The sequence below is a fragment of the Streptomyces sp. NBC_01450 genome (genome assembly GCF_036227505.1).
Lineage (GTDB): Bacteria > Actinomycetota > Actinomycetes > Streptomycetales > Streptomycetaceae > Streptomyces.
The window spans coordinates 1752873-1767514 of record NZ_CP109480.1 but is presented as its reverse complement, the minus strand read 5'-3'; the positions used below and the strand labels follow the sequence as shown (position 1 = coordinate 1767514).

At 70.4% G+C, this 14642-nt stretch carries 17 protein-coding genes, 1 tRNA gene and 4 pseudogenes; 10 read left to right on the top strand and 12 right to left on the bottom strand.

The genetic code is table 11. The features are described 5' to 3' along the window. Positions 1–5: 5 nt before the first annotated feature. Positions 6–695 carry a 2-phosphosulfolactate phosphatase gene (locus OG568_RS08010; RefSeq protein WP_329530883.1) on the bottom strand — a complete coding sequence of 230 codons (690 nt, stop codon included), beginning with the start codon at positions 693–695 and terminating at the stop codon, positions 6–8. A gap of 136 nt (positions 696–831) precedes the next feature. Continuing rightward, a complete protein-coding gene (locus OG568_RS08005; RefSeq protein ID WP_181648354.1) occupies positions 832–1011 on the bottom strand; it encodes a hypothetical protein in 180 nt (59 codons plus the stop codon). A gap of 209 nt (positions 1012–1220) precedes the next feature. Between OG568_RS08005 and OG568_RS08000 the strand changes: the two genes are divergently transcribed. Together OG568_RS08000 and OG568_RS07995 are read left to right on the top strand one after the other, a co-directional pair. After that, positions 1221–1571 carry an ArsR/SmtB family transcription factor gene (locus OG568_RS08000; protein WP_329530882.1) on the top strand — a complete coding sequence of 117 codons (351 nt, stop codon included), beginning with the start codon at positions 1221–1223 and terminating at the stop codon, positions 1569–1571. A 150-nt stretch (positions 1572–1721) separates the two neighbouring features. Then, entirely contained in the window at positions 1722–2270 is a 549-nt protein-coding gene (locus OG568_RS07995; RefSeq protein WP_329530881.1) for an NADH-quinone oxidoreductase subunit B family protein, read from the top strand. On the opposite strand, the gene OG568_RS07990 is transcribed toward OG568_RS07995, so the two are convergent. Continuing rightward, complete coding sequence (locus OG568_RS07990) at positions 2159–2578, bottom strand: pyridoxamine 5'-phosphate oxidase family protein (RefSeq protein WP_329530880.1); 420 nt, start codon at positions 2576–2578, stop codon at positions 2159–2161. The genes OG568_RS07995 and OG568_RS07990 overlap by 112 nt on opposite strands. Then, a complete protein-coding gene (locus tag OG568_RS07985; RefSeq protein WP_329530879.1) occupies positions 2575–2907 on the bottom strand; it encodes a hypothetical protein in 333 nt (110 codons plus the stop codon). The genes OG568_RS07990 and OG568_RS07985 overlap by 4 nt, the downstream gene beginning before the upstream one ends. A 51-nt stretch (positions 2908–2958) precedes the next feature. Here OG568_RS07985 and OG568_RS07980 point away from each other — a divergent pair. Further along, a pseudogene (locus OG568_RS07980) lies at positions 2959–3849 on the top strand (ISAzo13 family transposase); the annotation flags it as partial. Between the two features lie 435 nt (positions 3850–4284). Here OG568_RS07980 and OG568_RS07975 read toward each other — a convergent pair. From OG568_RS07975 to OG568_RS07960, 4 genes are all read right to left on the bottom strand, one after another. Continuing rightward, positions 4285–4470: a DUF6126 family protein gene (locus OG568_RS07975; protein WP_181653097.1), complete on the bottom strand. Its 186-nt coding sequence runs from the start codon at positions 4468–4470 to the stop codon at positions 4285–4287. A gap of 43 nt (positions 4471–4513) precedes the next feature. Beyond that, positions 4514–4909, bottom strand: coding sequence for an ATP-binding protein (locus OG568_RS07970; protein ID WP_329530877.1), 396 nt, complete (start codon positions 4907–4909; stop codon positions 4514–4516). Positions 4910–4980: 71 nt separating this feature from the next. After that, positions 4981–5319 (bottom strand): ArsR/SmtB family transcription factor, encoded by a 339-nt coding sequence (locus OG568_RS07965; protein WP_168505950.1) that lies wholly within the window; start codon positions 5317–5319, stop codon positions 4981–4983. Positions 5320–5324: 5 nt separating this feature from the next. Next, entirely contained in the window at positions 5325–5507 is a 183-nt protein-coding gene (locus tag OG568_RS07960; RefSeq protein WP_329530876.1) for a hypothetical protein, read from the bottom strand. Positions 5508–5719: 212 nt separating this feature from the next. Here OG568_RS07960 and OG568_RS07955 point away from each other — a divergent pair. Continuing rightward, positions 5720–5851, top strand: a pseudogene (locus OG568_RS07955) (IS481 family transposase); the annotation flags it as partial. A 235-nt stretch (positions 5852–6086) separates the two neighbouring features. On the opposite strand, the gene OG568_RS07950 reads toward OG568_RS07955, so the two are convergent. Both OG568_RS07950 and OG568_RS61325 read right to left on the bottom strand, forming a co-directional pair. After that, positions 6087–6215, bottom strand: a complete 129-nt coding sequence (locus tag OG568_RS07950; protein ID WP_277820415.1) for a hypothetical protein — start codon at positions 6213–6215, stop codon at positions 6087–6089. 103 nt (positions 6216–6318) lie between these two features. Next, on the bottom strand, positions 6319–6855 hold the full coding sequence (locus OG568_RS61325) for a hypothetical protein (RefSeq protein WP_443077915.1): 537 nt from the start codon (positions 6853–6855) through the stop codon (positions 6319–6321). A 199-nt stretch (positions 6856–7054) separates the two neighbouring features. Between OG568_RS61325 and OG568_RS61320 the strand changes: the two are divergent. Then, positions 7055–7312, top strand: a pseudogene (locus OG568_RS61320) (transposase); the annotation flags it as partial. 177 nt (positions 7313–7489) lie between these two features. Here the strand turns inward: OG568_RS61320 and OG568_RS07940 are convergent. Then, positions 7490–8488: pseudogene (locus tag OG568_RS07940) on the bottom strand (NAD-dependent DNA ligase LigA); the annotation flags it as partial. A gap of 101 nt (positions 8489–8589) precedes the next feature. Here OG568_RS07940 and OG568_RS07935 point away from each other — a divergent pair. Further along, positions 8590–8652, top strand: a tRNA-Ser gene (locus OG568_RS07935). A gap of 217 nt (positions 8653–8869) precedes the next feature. Here OG568_RS07935 and OG568_RS07930 read toward each other — a convergent pair. Further along, positions 8870–9460, bottom strand: a complete 591-nt coding sequence (locus OG568_RS07930) for a TetR/AcrR family transcriptional regulator (RefSeq protein WP_329530875.1) — start codon at positions 9458–9460, stop codon at positions 8870–8872. Between the two features lie 205 nt (positions 9461–9665). On the opposite strand from OG568_RS07930, the gene OG568_RS07925 reads away from it, so the two are divergent. From OG568_RS07925 to OG568_RS07910, 4 genes are read left to right on the top strand one after another with little or no spacing between them, the layout of a single operon-like run. Then, entirely contained in the window at positions 9666–10304 is a 639-nt protein-coding gene (locus tag OG568_RS07925) for a (2Fe-2S)-binding protein (protein ID WP_329530874.1), read from the top strand. Continuing rightward, positions 10301–11293, top strand: a complete 993-nt coding sequence (locus OG568_RS07920; protein ID WP_329530873.1) for an FAD binding domain-containing protein — start codon at positions 10301–10303, stop codon at positions 11291–11293. The genes OG568_RS07925 and OG568_RS07920 overlap by 4 nt, the downstream gene beginning before the upstream one ends. After that, positions 11290–13443 carry a xanthine dehydrogenase family protein molybdopterin-binding subunit gene (locus OG568_RS07915; RefSeq protein WP_329530872.1) on the top strand — a complete coding sequence of 718 codons (2154 nt, stop codon included), beginning with the start codon at positions 11290–11292 and terminating at the stop codon, positions 13441–13443. Before OG568_RS07920 ends, OG568_RS07915 begins: the two co-directional genes overlap by 4 nt. Next, the gene (locus OG568_RS07910; protein WP_329530871.1) at positions 13436–14602 is read left to right on the top strand and encodes an XdhC family protein; all 1167 of its coding nucleotides are present in this window, start codon (positions 13436–13438) and stop codon (positions 14600–14602) included. The genes OG568_RS07915 and OG568_RS07910 overlap by 8 nt, the downstream gene beginning before the upstream one ends. Positions 14603–14642: the final 40 nt, after the last annotated feature.

The window sequence follows — 14642 nt, the reverse complement described above, 5'->3', positions numbered from 1 at the left end:
CGGGCTCAGCCGGGGGAGAAGGCTCCGTCCCCGTCCCGTACGGGCACGGCAGCGCAGATGTCCCCTTCCGTGGCGATGGCCACGTCCTGGACGAAGCCCCTTGCTGCCAGCTCCCGCCCGGAGACACCGGCGGCGACCGCGCGGGTGAGGTCGGCGGTGCCCTTGTAGGCCGCTCTCGCGGCGGCTGCCTCGGCGGACAGCGGTCCCGCGCCCTGGGCGTGCAGGTCGGAGATGAGGCCGCCGGCGCCCAGCAGGTCCTCCAGCGCGGGGCGCAGGCGGCCGTCCGGCCATTGCTCGCCCGCTGCGATCACGGCGACCGGATGCGCGGGCGAGCCGTAGCCGCGGGCGGTGAGCCAGCTGCCGACCGCGGTGATGTTGCGCAGACAGGCGGCGACCACCCGCACGTGAGGCGGTGCGGCCGCGGCGATGGCCGCGCCGTTCGGGGACGGCAGCACCAAGCGCGCGACGAACGGGGCGCGGCGCATGTGGGCCGGTGAGAGGGACCAGGGACTGTCGAGCGTCACGGCGTGGCGGGCGACGGCCAGCCGTGCTCCGGATTGCCGCGCGTAGGCGGCGGCAGCCTTCTCTGATGCGGCCCGCTCGGCCGTGGTGGCGGGGCCGTCCGGCAGCCAGAACGGGAGAACCCGGATGCCCTTCTCGGCGGCGACGCTCACCGCCGTGGTGAAGGACAGCACGTCAACGACGATCAGACAGGCAGCCTCTCCGGTGAGGCGCTCCGCGCCGGCGGGTCCCCTCGAAGCGGATCTCGGTGCCGGACTGTACCGTCCAGTCACCCATGGTCCATCCCCCCGTTGCGGAGCCGCGTGCGGGTCAGCTCCGGTCGCCGTCCGATGCGGTAGTCCGGTCGCCGAAGGACAGCTTCAGCATGCGGGCCTCGCCGCACCGCGGGCACTGCCCGTCCGGGCCGACGGCGGTGGGCCGGCACTTGAGGCGGCAGGAGGGGCACTTGAACCAGGCGACGCCCGCGCCACGCAGCGGAATGATTCTCACGCAAGCCTCCCTCACATCACGTATGGAGTTGCTAATCTTAGCAATTGCTGAGGTCGTCACTGCTGGTTTCGGGCGGCTCGGTTCTCGTGCGCGGATTCGGCTGGGCCGCTGCCGCACGCGAGGATGGGCCACATGTGTTTGACAAGTGGGTTGATGCGATGCGACGGCCTGGTGCGGCCGTGTTGCCGTACCGGGGAGGCGACGACACGGTGAGTACGCCGCTGTACCAACTGAAGGCCGAGTTCTTCAAGACGCTCGGCCACCCGGCGCGCATCCGGGTCCTGGAGCTGCTGAGCGAGCGCGAGCACGCGGTCGCGGAGATGCTCCCGGAGGTAGGGATCGAAGCAGCGCATCTGTCGCAGCAGCTCGCGGTGCTGCGCCGGGCGAACCTGGTGGTGACCCGTAAAGAGGGATCGACGGTGTATTACTCGCTGACCAGCCCGTATATCGCCGAACTGCTCAGGGTCGCCCGCACCATCCTGTCCGGCGTGCTCTCCGGACAAGCCGAACTCCTCGCCGATCTGCAGGCCGCCCAGACCCAGGCGAAACCGCCGTCGTAACGGCGGCCCTCAACCGGCGGCCGCTTCCCGCGACTGACAGCGCTCTGTGGTACCGGGAGGCGGCCGCTTCACCCCCGAGTCACGTAACTCCGGTCGCAGGTGGCCTGTCGAGCACCTGCCGACAAGTCCTCACCGTGCCAGGGAGGGTTCATGGGCCTGCTGCGCAAGATCCGGGACACCGGACGGGTGGCCGAGCCCGCTCCACCACGCCCGGCGGGCGTCCTGCCGCAGGCGCGGGAGTTCGGCGGCTCGGTGCAGGTGAGGTGCGTCGACGCCGGTTCCTGCAACGGGTGCGAGATCGAGATCGCGGCGGCCTTCAACCCGGTGTACGACGCGGAACGGTACGGCGCCCGGCTGGTGGCCTCGCCCCGGCACGCGGACGTGGCGCTGGTGACCGGGCCGGTGACGCGGAACATGGCCGAGCCGCTGCGCCGCACGGTCGCCGCGATGCCCGAGCCGCGACTGGTGGTGGCGGTCGGCGCCTGCGCGATCAACTGCGGTGAGTTCGCGGGCGGGTACGGCGCCGGACTTCCCGCTGACCAACAAGAGCTTCAATCTCTCCTACGCCGGCAACGACCTCTGACCGGTCAGGAACCCGACTCTCCGCCCACCAGCCGGTACCTGGTCACGATGTCGGCCCTGATCCGTACCACGTGCTCCATCTCCGTGCCGACCCAGGGCGTGAGCACCGTCAGGTAGCGGGTGAGGTCACTGGGGTCCGATACGGGGCTGGCCGGTCCGGTGACGACCACACTCCAGCCGGTCCGGGTGCGCGGGTCGAGGTCGTCGGCCTCGTAGGCCACCACCTCCGACAGCGCCGCACGGCCCAGCAACGCGGCCCCGGTGTGCGTACGGATGACGATGTATCCGTTCGCCTCCACGAGGATCGCGGGCAGCGCCTGGTGGGAGAACACCACCCGTCCCAGCGGCGCCTGCGCCAGCAGCTTCAGCGCCTCGTCCCGCCCCAGCCCGACCATGCAAACCCGCGGCGCCGTACCAGCCGTCATGACGACTCCTCCCCGAGCCCCTGCACACGCTCGGCACCGTCCGGCCACAACACCTCGACGCCGACGCCGTGGCTGCGCGCGTAGGCCACCAAATGAGCAGTGGCGTCATGGCCATTGGACGCGGTGCCGTCCCAGATCGCCACCACCCGGGCACAGGAACGCAACAGCCGCTCGTCCGCGCGGACGCAGGCATCCCGGTCCGCCGGGTCGTACTCCAGCAGACGCACCTGCTGCGACAACAGCAGCAACTCCCCGGCCGCCAGCCAATCCCGCTCCCGCAGCAGCGCGGGCACCCGGTTCAGCCTGGGCACCACGGCCACCAGCGCCAACCCAGCCTTCTTCGCGGCCCGCCCGAACGCCACCGGCAGCCCATGCCCGACCCGGAGGCCGGGCCTGCCACCGGCGAGGCGAACGGCGTTGCCCACCGCCGCGACACCCTCCTCGACCGCCTGAACGATCCCCGCCTGACCGGGCTGGGCGCCAGCGAATTCGACGCCCTATGCGCCGAGTTGGCTCCACTGCAGCGGGCCCGGGCCCAGGAACGCTACAGCGAGCAACGCGGCGGCCGTCAACGCCGAGCCACCGGCAAACTCCGCGGCAGCAAGCCGCTCTTCGACGATGCGGCCCGCGTCCTGCTCACCCTCCTCTACCAGCGGCAGGTCTGCTCGATGAAACTGCTGGCCGACATGCTCGAGACCACCCCCACCTGCATCGGCCACCTCGTTCACGAGACCCGCCGCGTTCTGGAGGACCACGGCCACCAGCCGGGATACGCCCCCACCCGCTTCACCACGGCGGAGGCGCTGATGGTCTTCCTCGACACGGCCCAGGCCCCGTCCCGCACCGGGATCATGTCCGATCTCTCCCACCCGAATCTGACCGGTATGTCATGCGACGATCTGGAGGACCTCATCCGGGGCCTTGCCCCGCGACAGGCGGCACAGATCGAAAGACTCTCCCACCAGCGCCGGGGCGCAGACCGCCAGTCCGGCAGCCGCGGCGGTGTCTTCCCTCAGAAGATCGGAAACCGTGAGCGCGTCGTTCTTACCGTCCTCTACCTGCGGAAACTGTGCACCCTGGACATCCTGGCCGATGCGCTGGGCGATGTGAGCAGGTCTTTGATCGGCAACGTCATCCGCGAAACCCGCCCCTTGATCGAGGTAGACGGGCGCCTCCCTGCCCCATCTGCCACCCGCTATCGCACCGCCGCCGACCTCCTCGCATCCGCCCACCCCAACAACCCCAACAACCCCGACACGCCGACAAGTTGATTCCTTACGGCCTCACAGAGGCGCTAATCAGCGGCCGAGTCGTCGTGAGACACCGGGCGGCCAGGTGAGTGGAACCATCGTGGGCAACCGCATAGAAGCCATACCCAGTGTCTCTGGGTCTCCGGACCTTACGATGGCCCGTCCAACCCACGAACAAGGTAGGACCGCATAGCCTCAAAACGAGATCACCGAGTGGCCGTCGATACACCACTCCGGCGGACGTGACCCTAGCCAACCGAAGAGGTCTTCAGCTGTGTTTCAGGGCAGTGAGCCGGGTGGGAGGTGGGGATGGCCGCGCGAGAGAAGAACGGCTGCCCGCCAGCTCCTTCGATCCACAGCTTCACTGCTGCACCGGTGTTCCCATAGGGTCGACCGGCCCCAAGGCGAGGCCGGTCGGCCCTGGTCCGTGGGGAACGCGGCCTCTCTGATTCCTGGTTACTTGTGCGCGTGCTCGCCCAGGTAGAAGAGCAGCCACACGAACCCGGCGAACAGATGGGTGCCGAAGATGTAGAAGCCCGCCCGGATCGCGACACCGCGCTCGATCTGCCACTCCCTGTTCTTGGCCTTCCGCTCGCGCCGCTTGCTCTTCGGCTGCTCGGTCGCCTCAGCTCCATCACCCACAGTGTCGTCTCCCTGCTTCCCGCGATCTTCACGTTGATACGGCCTACGACGGCATGCGGAACCGGACGAGGATCACCTTGCCGCCATGGTCGGCGGCCGGTTCCGCGCTGACGTCGCCGTCGTACTCGGCGGCCAGCTCGGCCACCAGCTGCAGTCCCGCCCCCGTCGCGCCCGGTTCGAGCTCGGGTAGACGCGGCTCGGCGTCGGCGACACTGACGACCAGCCGCCCCGCCCCGACCGTTATGCCCACGTCCGCGACCGGGGACCGTGGCGCATGCCGCAGCACGTTCACAATCAGCTCACTGACCACCAGCACCACCGCGTCGGCGAACGCGGAGCCCGGCGCGACGCCGACCTCGCCGAAACGCCCGGTCACCGCCTCACGGGCCTGCCGCACCGCATCCGGCCCGACCGGTACCGAGACAAAGTGGCGTCGCACCTGCGCCGGCACACGCGCTACCGCTGCTGCGGGCCGGCCCCGGCGCCACGGCCGGAACGAGCGTCCACCCATCACCGCGCCGACTCCGCGACACGCAGCTCATCCAGCAGCTCCCGACGGCCCGCCGCCAGAACGGACAGGATCCGGCGCGCCGCGGCCAGCAGCTCGGCCACGTCCCCGCCCGCCAGCTCATACACCACGGTGGAACCGGTACGGGTGGCGGTGACGATCCCCGAGCGGCGCAGCACCGCCAGCTGCTGCGAGAGGTTCGACGGCTCGACCTCGATCGCCGTCAGCAGGTCACGCACCGGCTTCGGCCCGTCCTGCAGCAGCTCCAGCACCCTTATCCGCACCGGATGCCCGAGCATCCGAAAGAACTCCGCCTTCGCTTCGTACAGCGGCACCTGCATGCCCATCACTCCTCGTCTGCCCCTGCGGCCTCGACGTCGAGCCCGAGCCCGCGGGCCAGCCGCACCGCGTCGTCCAGCTCGTCCTGCGCCACCGCCACGGCGTACACGTCCTCGGCCGCCACGGCATCCGCCAGCTCGGCCCGGGCCGCCCGCACCCGCGCCAACAGCGCCTCGGTGACTGTGTCCACCCCGACCTCCACATCCTGCAACTAACGAATTGAAGAACTCTTCAATTGTAGATCCTGCGAAGCACGAAACTCGCGCCGTCCCGCCCTGGCCGGTAGCCGGGTCTGAGCGTGTTAAGGGGAAGGAGTGAGCGGGCGCAAAACCGTGCCCAGCGGCGTGTCCGCCGACCGGTGGGCGCTGATCGAGCCGGTGGTCGTGGCGTGGAAGGCGGCGCACCGAAGATCAGCGGCGCAGAGCCCTCACCGTCTGGAACATCCACTACAACTATCACCGGCCCCACAGTGGAGCAGCGAGTGAGCCGCCGGCCACTCGGTTGCGCGAGGGCGTCACCAACGTCCTGCCCTCATGCAACCAGAGGGTGGGGTGCGACCCGCACCCCGCAAGACGGTGTTGGCAGAGCTGGCGGGAGCAGAGCTCCACAACAAGTGAGTCTCTGAATACCAGTCAGGATGCATCTCACATGATCGCCCGGACAGCTCCTAGTCGGATAGTTATTCGCTTAGTCGGTTATTGGGCAATAGTCGGCCGGGTGGACGCCGATCTGTGGGTGGTCCACCCGGCCGTGCGGAGGAGACGGGGGTTCAGAAGCCTCGGGTGGTCAGCCACTCGTCCATCGCGACGGCGACGATGTCGCCGATGGGCAGGTGGTCGAGTTCGTTGTCCAGGGCGAAGCGCTTGATCCGCCGCTTGAGCTTGAGCGCGGCTGGCACGGATGAGTCGAAACTCTCCCTGGTGATGACGCGCTGGTTGCGAAGTACGGCGACGTCGGGGATGTCTCCGGGACGGCCGGGGCCCTGCGCCCACGGTGCGCCCTCACTGGGCGATTCGCTCGATGCCGAGCGTGGAGGTGTAGAAGCGCTTGAGGTGATGGAGGCGGGTCCGGATGGGGAGGTCGGCCAGGAGAATCGCCTGCCTCCACTTCCGGTTGAAGTCCCTGCTCCGAACGGGGCGGCCGTAATGGTACGTCACGATCAGCTCCTCACGGACCGGTTGGTGCTGTTCGCGAGCACCGCAGGCGGGAGCGATGACGTGGGGAGTCTGCCGGGGCGCGCGGAAGCGCCTCATGTGCGCTTGGAGCTGCTCGATCAGGAAGTGGTCAACGGGCAATGTCGCGTAGCTGGCCCTTGTCCAGAAGCCAGCCGCCCAGTAGGCCTTCTGGATGGTGAGCCGCGACGCAGCAGCGATCATATGGTGGGGCTTGCTGCCAGGCCGACTCAGGCCAGGTGTGCGGGACCCAGACGCGTTGGCGACAGCCCGAACGCCGCCATGCCCCAGAGCACGCGCCTCCGCGGCCATCAGCAGCCGCCGCTGCCGCTCGTCCAAATGCGGCAACAACACCGCGAGCTTCACAGCGAGTTGGTCACATGTCTCGTCCGGGATGCGCATACCACACCAACGATCCCCAGAACGGGAAGCAACACCTTGATTCCCCGCAAACCCTTAGCTCGGAACAGGTAGTACTTGAGCTGGAAGATCCGGACCCGAACCCTGTGGGGGCAACCTCTGCTGCCCCAGCTCCAGCAGGAGATCCAGACCGCAGTCGGCGCGAGCAGAAAACCACCAGTGGCGCCGACGCTACGCCATCCGCGCCGGCTGCGAGGCTACCGTCTCCGAAACGGTCCATGCCCACGGCCTGCGGCACCGCCGCTACTGCGGCATCGCCGAGACCCATGTTCAACACGTGCTGACCGCTGCCGGAGCAAACATCATCCGGCTCAGCGAGTGCTTCCCTCCCGGCACCACACCAGACCGACCACCACGGCCGTCCAGTCAATTCCGATGGCTCTGCCGGAAGTTGACTAGTTAGAGATCACCAACAGCATCCGGAACTGCAGCCAGAACCGCTTTCAACGAGTGCGATCAGCATTTCGTGGATTGCCCCCACTGCCCGAGAAGTGCAACAGAACTGTTGCTGCTACCTGCGGAACTGATGCCCCCCTGACCTGGGCCATCATGGTGAGCTCGACGGAGCGCATCAGCTCTGAATTTGCGGCAGAACCGGCAGCTTGTAGGCGATCGCCCAGCGAGGGGCACGCGAACCGGATCCGGCGACGGCCTGATCGGCGGCCAGGTCGGCCTTGATGACGATCCCGTCGATTCCGAACGGCAACTCCGCCCGCAGTGCGGCGATCTCCTTCACCCGGTCCAGGACCTGCTCGGCGGTCTCCGCCGTGGTGCCGGGCACGGCGGTGGAGGCGGTGGTGTTCACACCGAGCTCGCCGCACCGCGCCATCAGCTCGCTGTGCGCGGCTTCGCCCAGCCGCGCCGCGAGGGCCTCCTGTGTACCGGGCAGCGCCAGCACGCCGTAGCCGAAGAAGGTCATCGGCACGGTGTAGGCGCGGTCCTTGGCGCGCAGCGTGCCCGCCGCGGCGTTGCGCGGGTTCGCGAACGGCTGCCCGCCGTGCGCGGTGCGCACCTCGTTGGCGTGCTCGAACTGGGCGGTGGTCATCAGGACTTCGCCGCGTACCTCCACCGTGACCGGTTCGGCGAGTTCGGCCGGGAGTCCTTCGACGGTGCCGATGGCGTGCGAGACGTCCTCCCCGGCCGTCCCGTCGCCACGGGTGATCAGCCGGGTGAGGCGGCCATGGGTGTAACGGGCGGCGATCGCGAGCCCGTCGAGCTTGGGCTCGACGCTGAACCGCGCGACGTCATGGCCGATTCGCCGGGCCAGCGACGTGGTCCAGGCAGTGAACTCCTCCGGCGAGAACACGTTGTCCAGGCTCAGCATGGGCACCGTGTGCGGGACATCGCCCTCCACGGCACCACCGGCGACCTTCCCGGTCGGTGAGTCGGGCAGCGCCTCGCCGGGATGAGCGGCCTCCCACACCGCGATGCCCCGTACCAGCCGGTCGTAGGTGTCGTCGTCCAGCACGGACGTGCCGCCCGCGTAGTAGGCGGCCGAAGCCTTCACGGCGTCCTTGACCGCCTGCGCGTAGGCGGCGGCATCCACGATCACTGCAGCTGGTGTTGTCATGCTCGTCATCCTGCACGCCACCACTGACAACGCCCCGGTACGCGTCTGCCGCACGCCGAAATCCAGATGACCGCGACGGCGGCCACCACTATGGTGGACCTCGTTCAGGTGCGAAGGTTTCGGCTACTTCTCCTGTCAAGAGAGAGACGCGGGTTCGAATCCCGTCGCCCGCCTCGGCGGGTGTCGTCCAGCGGCCCAGGACACTTACGTCGCCGACACCGATCCCGACCTCTGAACACCGCGACACGAGCCGTCAGCCACGGGGGAGTCACAGGCGGACGGCTTTGTCGCGCGCGTTCGAGGCGGCGGGCGGGCCGGGATGTGCGCATCGGCCGCGACGCGCGCCCGCTCGGTGCGCCGCTGACCGCGGCCCGTCGGCCGCGGCTCGGCTCACTCCCGCGGTGCGGCAGCCGGCGCGCCCACCCGTAGGCCGTCCATGACGAAGTCCAGAAGGCGGGTGGCGCGCGGCTGCCAGTCCCCGCCCGCGTCGATCTGCCAGAGACCGGCGATGACGAGGAAGAAGTCCTCGGGGGTCACCCCGGGGCGGATGGTGCCGGCCTGGTCGTTCGCCGTCAGGAGCAGTGCGGCGGCCGAGGACATCGCGCCGTGTCCCAGTCTGGTCAGGGTGCCGTGCGCGAGGGTGGTCGCGCGCAGCGCCTCGGCCAGGCCGACCTTGGTCATGGCGAACTGGGCGAGGCGGTCCATCCACTCCCGCAGGGCCCGGTCCGGCGCGCGGGTCTCCAGCAACTGGGCCGCGGTGTCCGCGACCTGCTGCACCTCGTGGCGGTAGATCTCCAGGAGAAGGGCCTCGCGGTTCGGGAAGTTGCGGTAGAACGTCCCCTGCCCGACCCCCGCCTTCTTGGCGATCGCGCTGAGCGGGGTGTCCGCCGAACGCGTCAGCTCGGCCAGGGCCACTTCGAGGATGCGCTCGCGATTGCGTTGCGCGTCGGAGCGCAGTGGCGTCGCCTTCTTCTCCTGCACTCGGGCCTCCTTCGTCCTCCACGGCCTGCCGGGTGAACGCCTTGCTAACCGGACAGCTGTCCGGTAGGTTCAGGATTAACGGACAGCTGTCCGCTTAGGGCTCCACCATACCGTCGGATTCGGCCAGTGTGGACTGTCGGAGTCCCCCTTTTACCGGCCCTCTAGCGACTTCCTTCCCCCTCAGACAGGCGAAAGAAGGCTGATCATGGCCCCTACGACGTCCAGCGGTACGACCTCGACGTCCAGCGCCATCACCCTGCACATCAACGGCGAGAAGTACACGCTGCCCGTCGACCATCGCACCACCCTGCTCGACGCGCTGCGTGAGCGTCTCGATCTCACCGGTACCAAGAAAGGCTGTGATCAGGGCCAGTGCGGCGCCTGCACGGTGCTGGTCGACGGACGACGGGCCGTTTCCTGTCTGCAACTCGCCGTCGCCGCCGAGGGGCGCGAGATCACCACCATCGAAGGGGTGGCGGACGGTGATCGGCTGCATCCCGTACAGCAGGCCTTCCTCGACCTCGACGGCTACCAGTGCGGCTACTGCACGCCCGGTCAGATCTGCTCGGCCCTCGCGGTGATCGAGGAGCACGCGGCGGGCTGGCCGAGCGCCGTGACCGCCGACATACGGCCCGAAGCGGGGGTTTCGCAGCTCACGCCCGAGGAGATCCGCGAGCGGATGAGCGGCAACCTGTGCCGGTGCGGCGCGTATGTGTCGATCGTGGAGGCCGTGGCGCGGGCGGCGCGGGAACGGGTGCCCGACGCGTACGTGGCCGATGCGCGGTCGGCGGATACGCGGTCGTCCGATACACGGTCGTCCGAGACCAAGGAGGCGGCGGCATGAGGGAGTTCGGGTATGAGCGCGCCTTCGACGTCTCAGGTGCGGTCGCTCTGCTGGGCGCCGATCCCGACGCGCGCTATCTCGGCGGCGGCACCAATCTCGTCGACCTGATGAAGAGCGGGGTGGAGCGGCCCGCGCGTCTCGTCGACGTACGTGAACTCCCCCTTGACCGAGTCGAGTTCGCGAACAGCGGCGAGCTGCGGATCGGCGCGACCGTGACCAACAGCGACCTCGCCGCCCATCCCGACGTGCGGCGTCACTACCCGGCGTTGGCCCAGGCCGTCCTGGCGGGCGCCTCCGGCCAGTTGCGCAACATGGCCACGGTCGGCGGAAACCTGCTCCAGCGCACTCGCTGCGGCTACTTCACCGACCTGGCGAAGCCCTGCAACAAGCGTGTCCCCGGCAGCGGTTGCCCCGCCGTCGAGGGCGAGCACCACAACCACGCGATCCTCGGCGCATCCACGCGGTGCGTGGCCACGCATCCTTCGGACATGGCCGTGGCCCTCACCGCCTTCGACGCCGTCGTCTCGTACGAAACGGCGGACGGGTCGGGGGAGTTGCCCCTCGCGGAGTTCTATCTGCCGGTGGGTGACACCCCGCACCTGGAGACCGCCCTGCCGCCCGGCGCGCTGATCACCGGCGTCACCCTGCCGGCCGCGCCGGTCGCCGCCCGCTCCCGCTACCGCAAGGTGCGCGAGCGCGCCTCGTACGCGTTCGCGATCGGCTCGATCGCCGCCGCGCTCGACGTCCGCGACGGTGTCGTACGCGAAGTGCGCCTGGCCTTCGGTGCGGTGGCCTCCCGGCCGTGGCGGGCCCGGGCGGCCGAGCGGGCGCTGACCGGGGGACCGGCGAGCGCCGAGGCCTTCGCGGCCGCCGCCGACGCCGAGTTGGCGGCGGCCCGGCCGCTGCCCCACAACGGATACAAGGTGCCCCTGATGCGCAATCTCGTCGTGGCGATGCTGACCGAACTCACCGAGGAGGCGGCCCGATGACCAGCACGACCACGACCACGACCACGACCACGGCGGCGGCGACCGCGACGTCCGGTGCCGTCGGCGTCGCGCACACCCGCGTGGAGGGCGTGGCCAAGGTCACCGGGGCGGCGCGCTACGCGGGTGAGGTCCCGTATCCCGAACTCGCCCACGGCTGGCTGGTGTTGTCCACCGTGGCACGTGGCCGGATCCGAGCGGTGGAGTCCGCGCCCGTCCTCGCGATGCCGGGCGTCCTCGCCGTCCTGCACCACGAGAACGCCCCGCGCCTCAACGGCGACTACACGAACGCCTTCGGGCTGCCCGACCCGATCGCCCAGATCTTCCAGCACGACCGGGTCCCGTTCGCCGGCTGGCCGGTGGCGCTGGTCGTGGCCGAGACGCCCGAGCAGGCCAGGGAGGCCGCCGAGGCCCTTGTCGTCGAGTACGACGAGGAGCCGCACGACGTCGTGTTCGCCGCCGGGCTTCCCGGTGTGTACGCGCCGGAAAGTGCCCCCGCCGCGCAGAAGGGCGATCTGGAGGCCGAACTCGCCGCGTCCGCCGTCGTCGTGGACGCCGAGTACAGCACTCCGGAGGAACACCACAGCCCCATGGAGCCGCACGCGGCGATCGCGCGCTGGGACGGTGGCCGGCTCGAGGTCGTCGACTCCAACCAGGGCAGCAGGTTCGTGGCGGACGAGCTGGCGAAGCTGTTCTCCCTCGACCCCCAGTCGGTCCGGGTGCGCTCGGAACACGTCGGTGGCGGCTTCGGCTCCAAGGGCACCCGCCCGCACTCGGTCGCCGCCACGATGGCCGCGACCGTCCTGCACCGCCCCGTCCGCGTCGTACTGACCCGCCGCCAGATGTTCTCGCTGGTCGGCTACCGCAGTCCCACGGCCCAGCGGATCAGGCTCGGCGCCGACGCGGACGGCCGGCTGCGCGCGTTCGACCACCGGGCCGAGTGCCTCACCTCGACCGTGTACGAGTTCGTCGAGCGGGCCTCCGAGTTCGGGCGCGCGATGTACGACTCCGACGCGCACTACTCGCAGACCCGTGTCGTACCGCTCGACGTGCCGACCCCGAGCTGGATGCGGGCCCCGGGCGAGGCGCCGGGCTCGTTCGCGCTGGAGTCCGCGCTCGACGAACTCGCCGAGCGGTGCGGGCTCGACCCGATCGCGCTGCGCGCCCGCAACGAACCGGCCGTCGGCCCCGTCTCCGGGCTGCCGTTCAGCGGCCGCAATCTGCTCGCGTGCTTCGAGGAGGGGGCCCGCCGGTTCGGCTGGGCCGACCGCGACCCGCGTCCCGGCATCCGCCGTGAGGGCCGCTGGCTGCTCGGGACCGGCACGGCCGCGTCCACGTTCCCCGTGCTGTCCGCCCCGTCCACGGCGGCCGTGACGGCCGAGCCGGACGGCACCTTCACCGTACGGATCACCGCGTCCGACATCGGGACCGGGGCACGGACCGCGCTCACCCTGATCGCCGCCGACGCGCTGGAGGTCCAGCCGGAACGCATCCGGATGCGGATCGCGGACAGCGACTTCGGCTTCGCGATGATCGCCGGCGGTTCGATGGGCACCCGCTCCTGGGCCTGGGCGATCCGGGTCGCGGCGGGTGAACTGCGCGAGCGACTCGCCCTGGGCGGTGGCATTCCGCCGGAGGGGATCACGGCACGCTCGGACACTTCCCAGGCGGTCGGCGCGCTGGAGAAGAAGGAACGGCACTCGTTCGGGGCACAGTTCGCCGAGGTCGCCGTCGACGTCACCAGCGGAGAGGTGCGGGTGCGGCGGATGCTCGGCATCTTCGCCGCCGGCCGGATCGTCAACCCGCTGACCGCGCGCGGTCAGTTCATCGGAGGCATGATCTGGGGCCTGTCCATGGCCCTGCACGAGGAGGCTCACCGGGACCGGGCCAGTGGCGGCCATGTCGGCGCCGACCTCGCGGGCTATCACTTCTCCGCGCACGCCGACGTGCCCCACATCGAGGCGGACTGGGTGGACGACCCCGACCCCGGGGACCCGGTCGGCATCAAGGGCATCGGAGAGATCGGGGTCGTCGGCGCGGCGGCGGCGATCGCCAACGGGGTCTGGCACGCGACGGGTGTACGGCACCGGAATCTGCCGATCCGCCCGGACCGGGTGCTGCTGGCCGGCGCGCGAGGGGACCAGGATGCTTGACATCGCCGACGAGCTGAACCGGTGGGCCGAGGAGGGCCGGGACTTCGCCGTCGCCACCGTGGTGAGCGTCGGCGGCAGCGCCCCGCGCGGCCCCGGTGCCGCCCTCGCGGTCGACAGCGGCGGCACGGCCGTCGGCTCGGTCTCCGGCGGCTGCGTGGAAGGCGCCGTGTACGACCTGTGCGTCCAGGCGCTCCAGGACGGCCACACGGTGCTGGAGCGGTTCGGCTACAGCGACGAGGACGCCTTCGCGGTGGGGCTGACCTGCGGCGGGGTCATCGAGGTCCTGGTCACGCCGGTGCGCGCGGACGCGCCGGACCGGGCGGTGTACGCGGCGGCGCTGGCGGCCGCGGCCCGGGGCGAGGCGGCGGCCGTCGCCCGGGTCGTCCGGGGGCCGGTGGAACTGCTGGGGCGGACGCTGCTCGTCCGCCCCGACGGCTCGTCCGACACCTGCCGGGGGAGCCTCGGGGGTCGTCCGGAGCTGGACCGCACCGCGGTGGGCGAGGCGCGCGCCCTGCTGGCGGCGGGCCGCACCGGCACTCTCGAACTCTCCGAGGACGGTGCGCGCTGCCCCGGCGGTGTGACCCTGCTCGTCGAGTCGAGCGTGCCGCCGCCCCGCATGATCGTCTTCGGCGCCGTGGACTTCGCGACGGCGCTGGTGCGGGTGGGCAAGTTCCTCGGCTACCACGTGACCGTGTGCGACGCCCGCCCGGTCTTCGCCACCCGGGTCCGCTTCCCCGACGCGGACGACATCGTGGTCGACTGGCCGCACCGCTATCTCCGGCGCACCGTGACCGACGGCCGCACGGTCCTGTGTGTGCTCACCCACGACGCCAAGTTCGACGTACCGCTGCTGGAGGCGGCGCTGCGGATGCCGGTGGCGTTCGTCGGCGCCATGGGCTCGCGCCGCACCCACGAGGACCGTGAGCGGCGGTTGCGCGAAGTCGGTCTCGGTGAGCGGGAGTTGGCCCGACTGAGGTCACCGATCGGACTCGACCTCGGGGCCCGTACGCCCGAGGAGACCGCGCTGTCCATCGCGGCGGAGATCGTCGCGGCACGGGAGGGCGGGACGGGCGCTCCGCTGACCGGCTCCAGGACACCGATCCACCGTGACGGGGGCGGGCGGGGGACCGGTGCGGTGGCGGCGCGGGAGGCTGCCTGAGTCAGGCGCATGAAGTCGAATGACTCAAGCGCGAGGTGCC

Bases quoted from the DNA above. Each gene is read 5' to 3' on its own strand.
- OG568_RS07915 (WP_329530872.1), top strand. From the start codon at position 11,290: ATGACCAGCACGACCACGACCACGACCACGACCACGGCGGCGGCGACC.
- OG568_RS07990 (WP_329530880.1), bottom strand. From the start codon at position 2,578: ATGACGGCTGGTACGGCGCCGCGGGTTTGCATGGTCGGGCTGGGGCGG.
- OG568_RS07965 (WP_168505950.1), bottom strand. From the start codon at position 5,319: ATGCAGGTGCCGCTGTACGAAGCGAAGGCGGAGTTCTTTCGGATGCTC.
- OG568_RS07925 (WP_329530874.1), top strand. From the start codon at position 9,666: ATGGCCCCTACGACGTCCAGCGGTACGACCTCGACGTCCAGCGCCATC.
- OG568_RS07910 (WP_329530871.1), top strand. From the start codon at position 13,436: ATGCTTGACATCGCCGACGAGCTGAACCGGTGGGCCGAGGAGGGCCGG.
- OG568_RS07920 (WP_329530873.1), top strand. From the start codon at position 10,301: ATGAGGGAGTTCGGGTATGAGCGCGCCTTCGACGTCTCAGGTGCGGTC.
- OG568_RS07995 (WP_329530881.1), top strand. From the start codon at position 1,722: ATGGGCCTGCTGCGCAAGATCCGGGACACCGGACGGGTGGCCGAGCCC.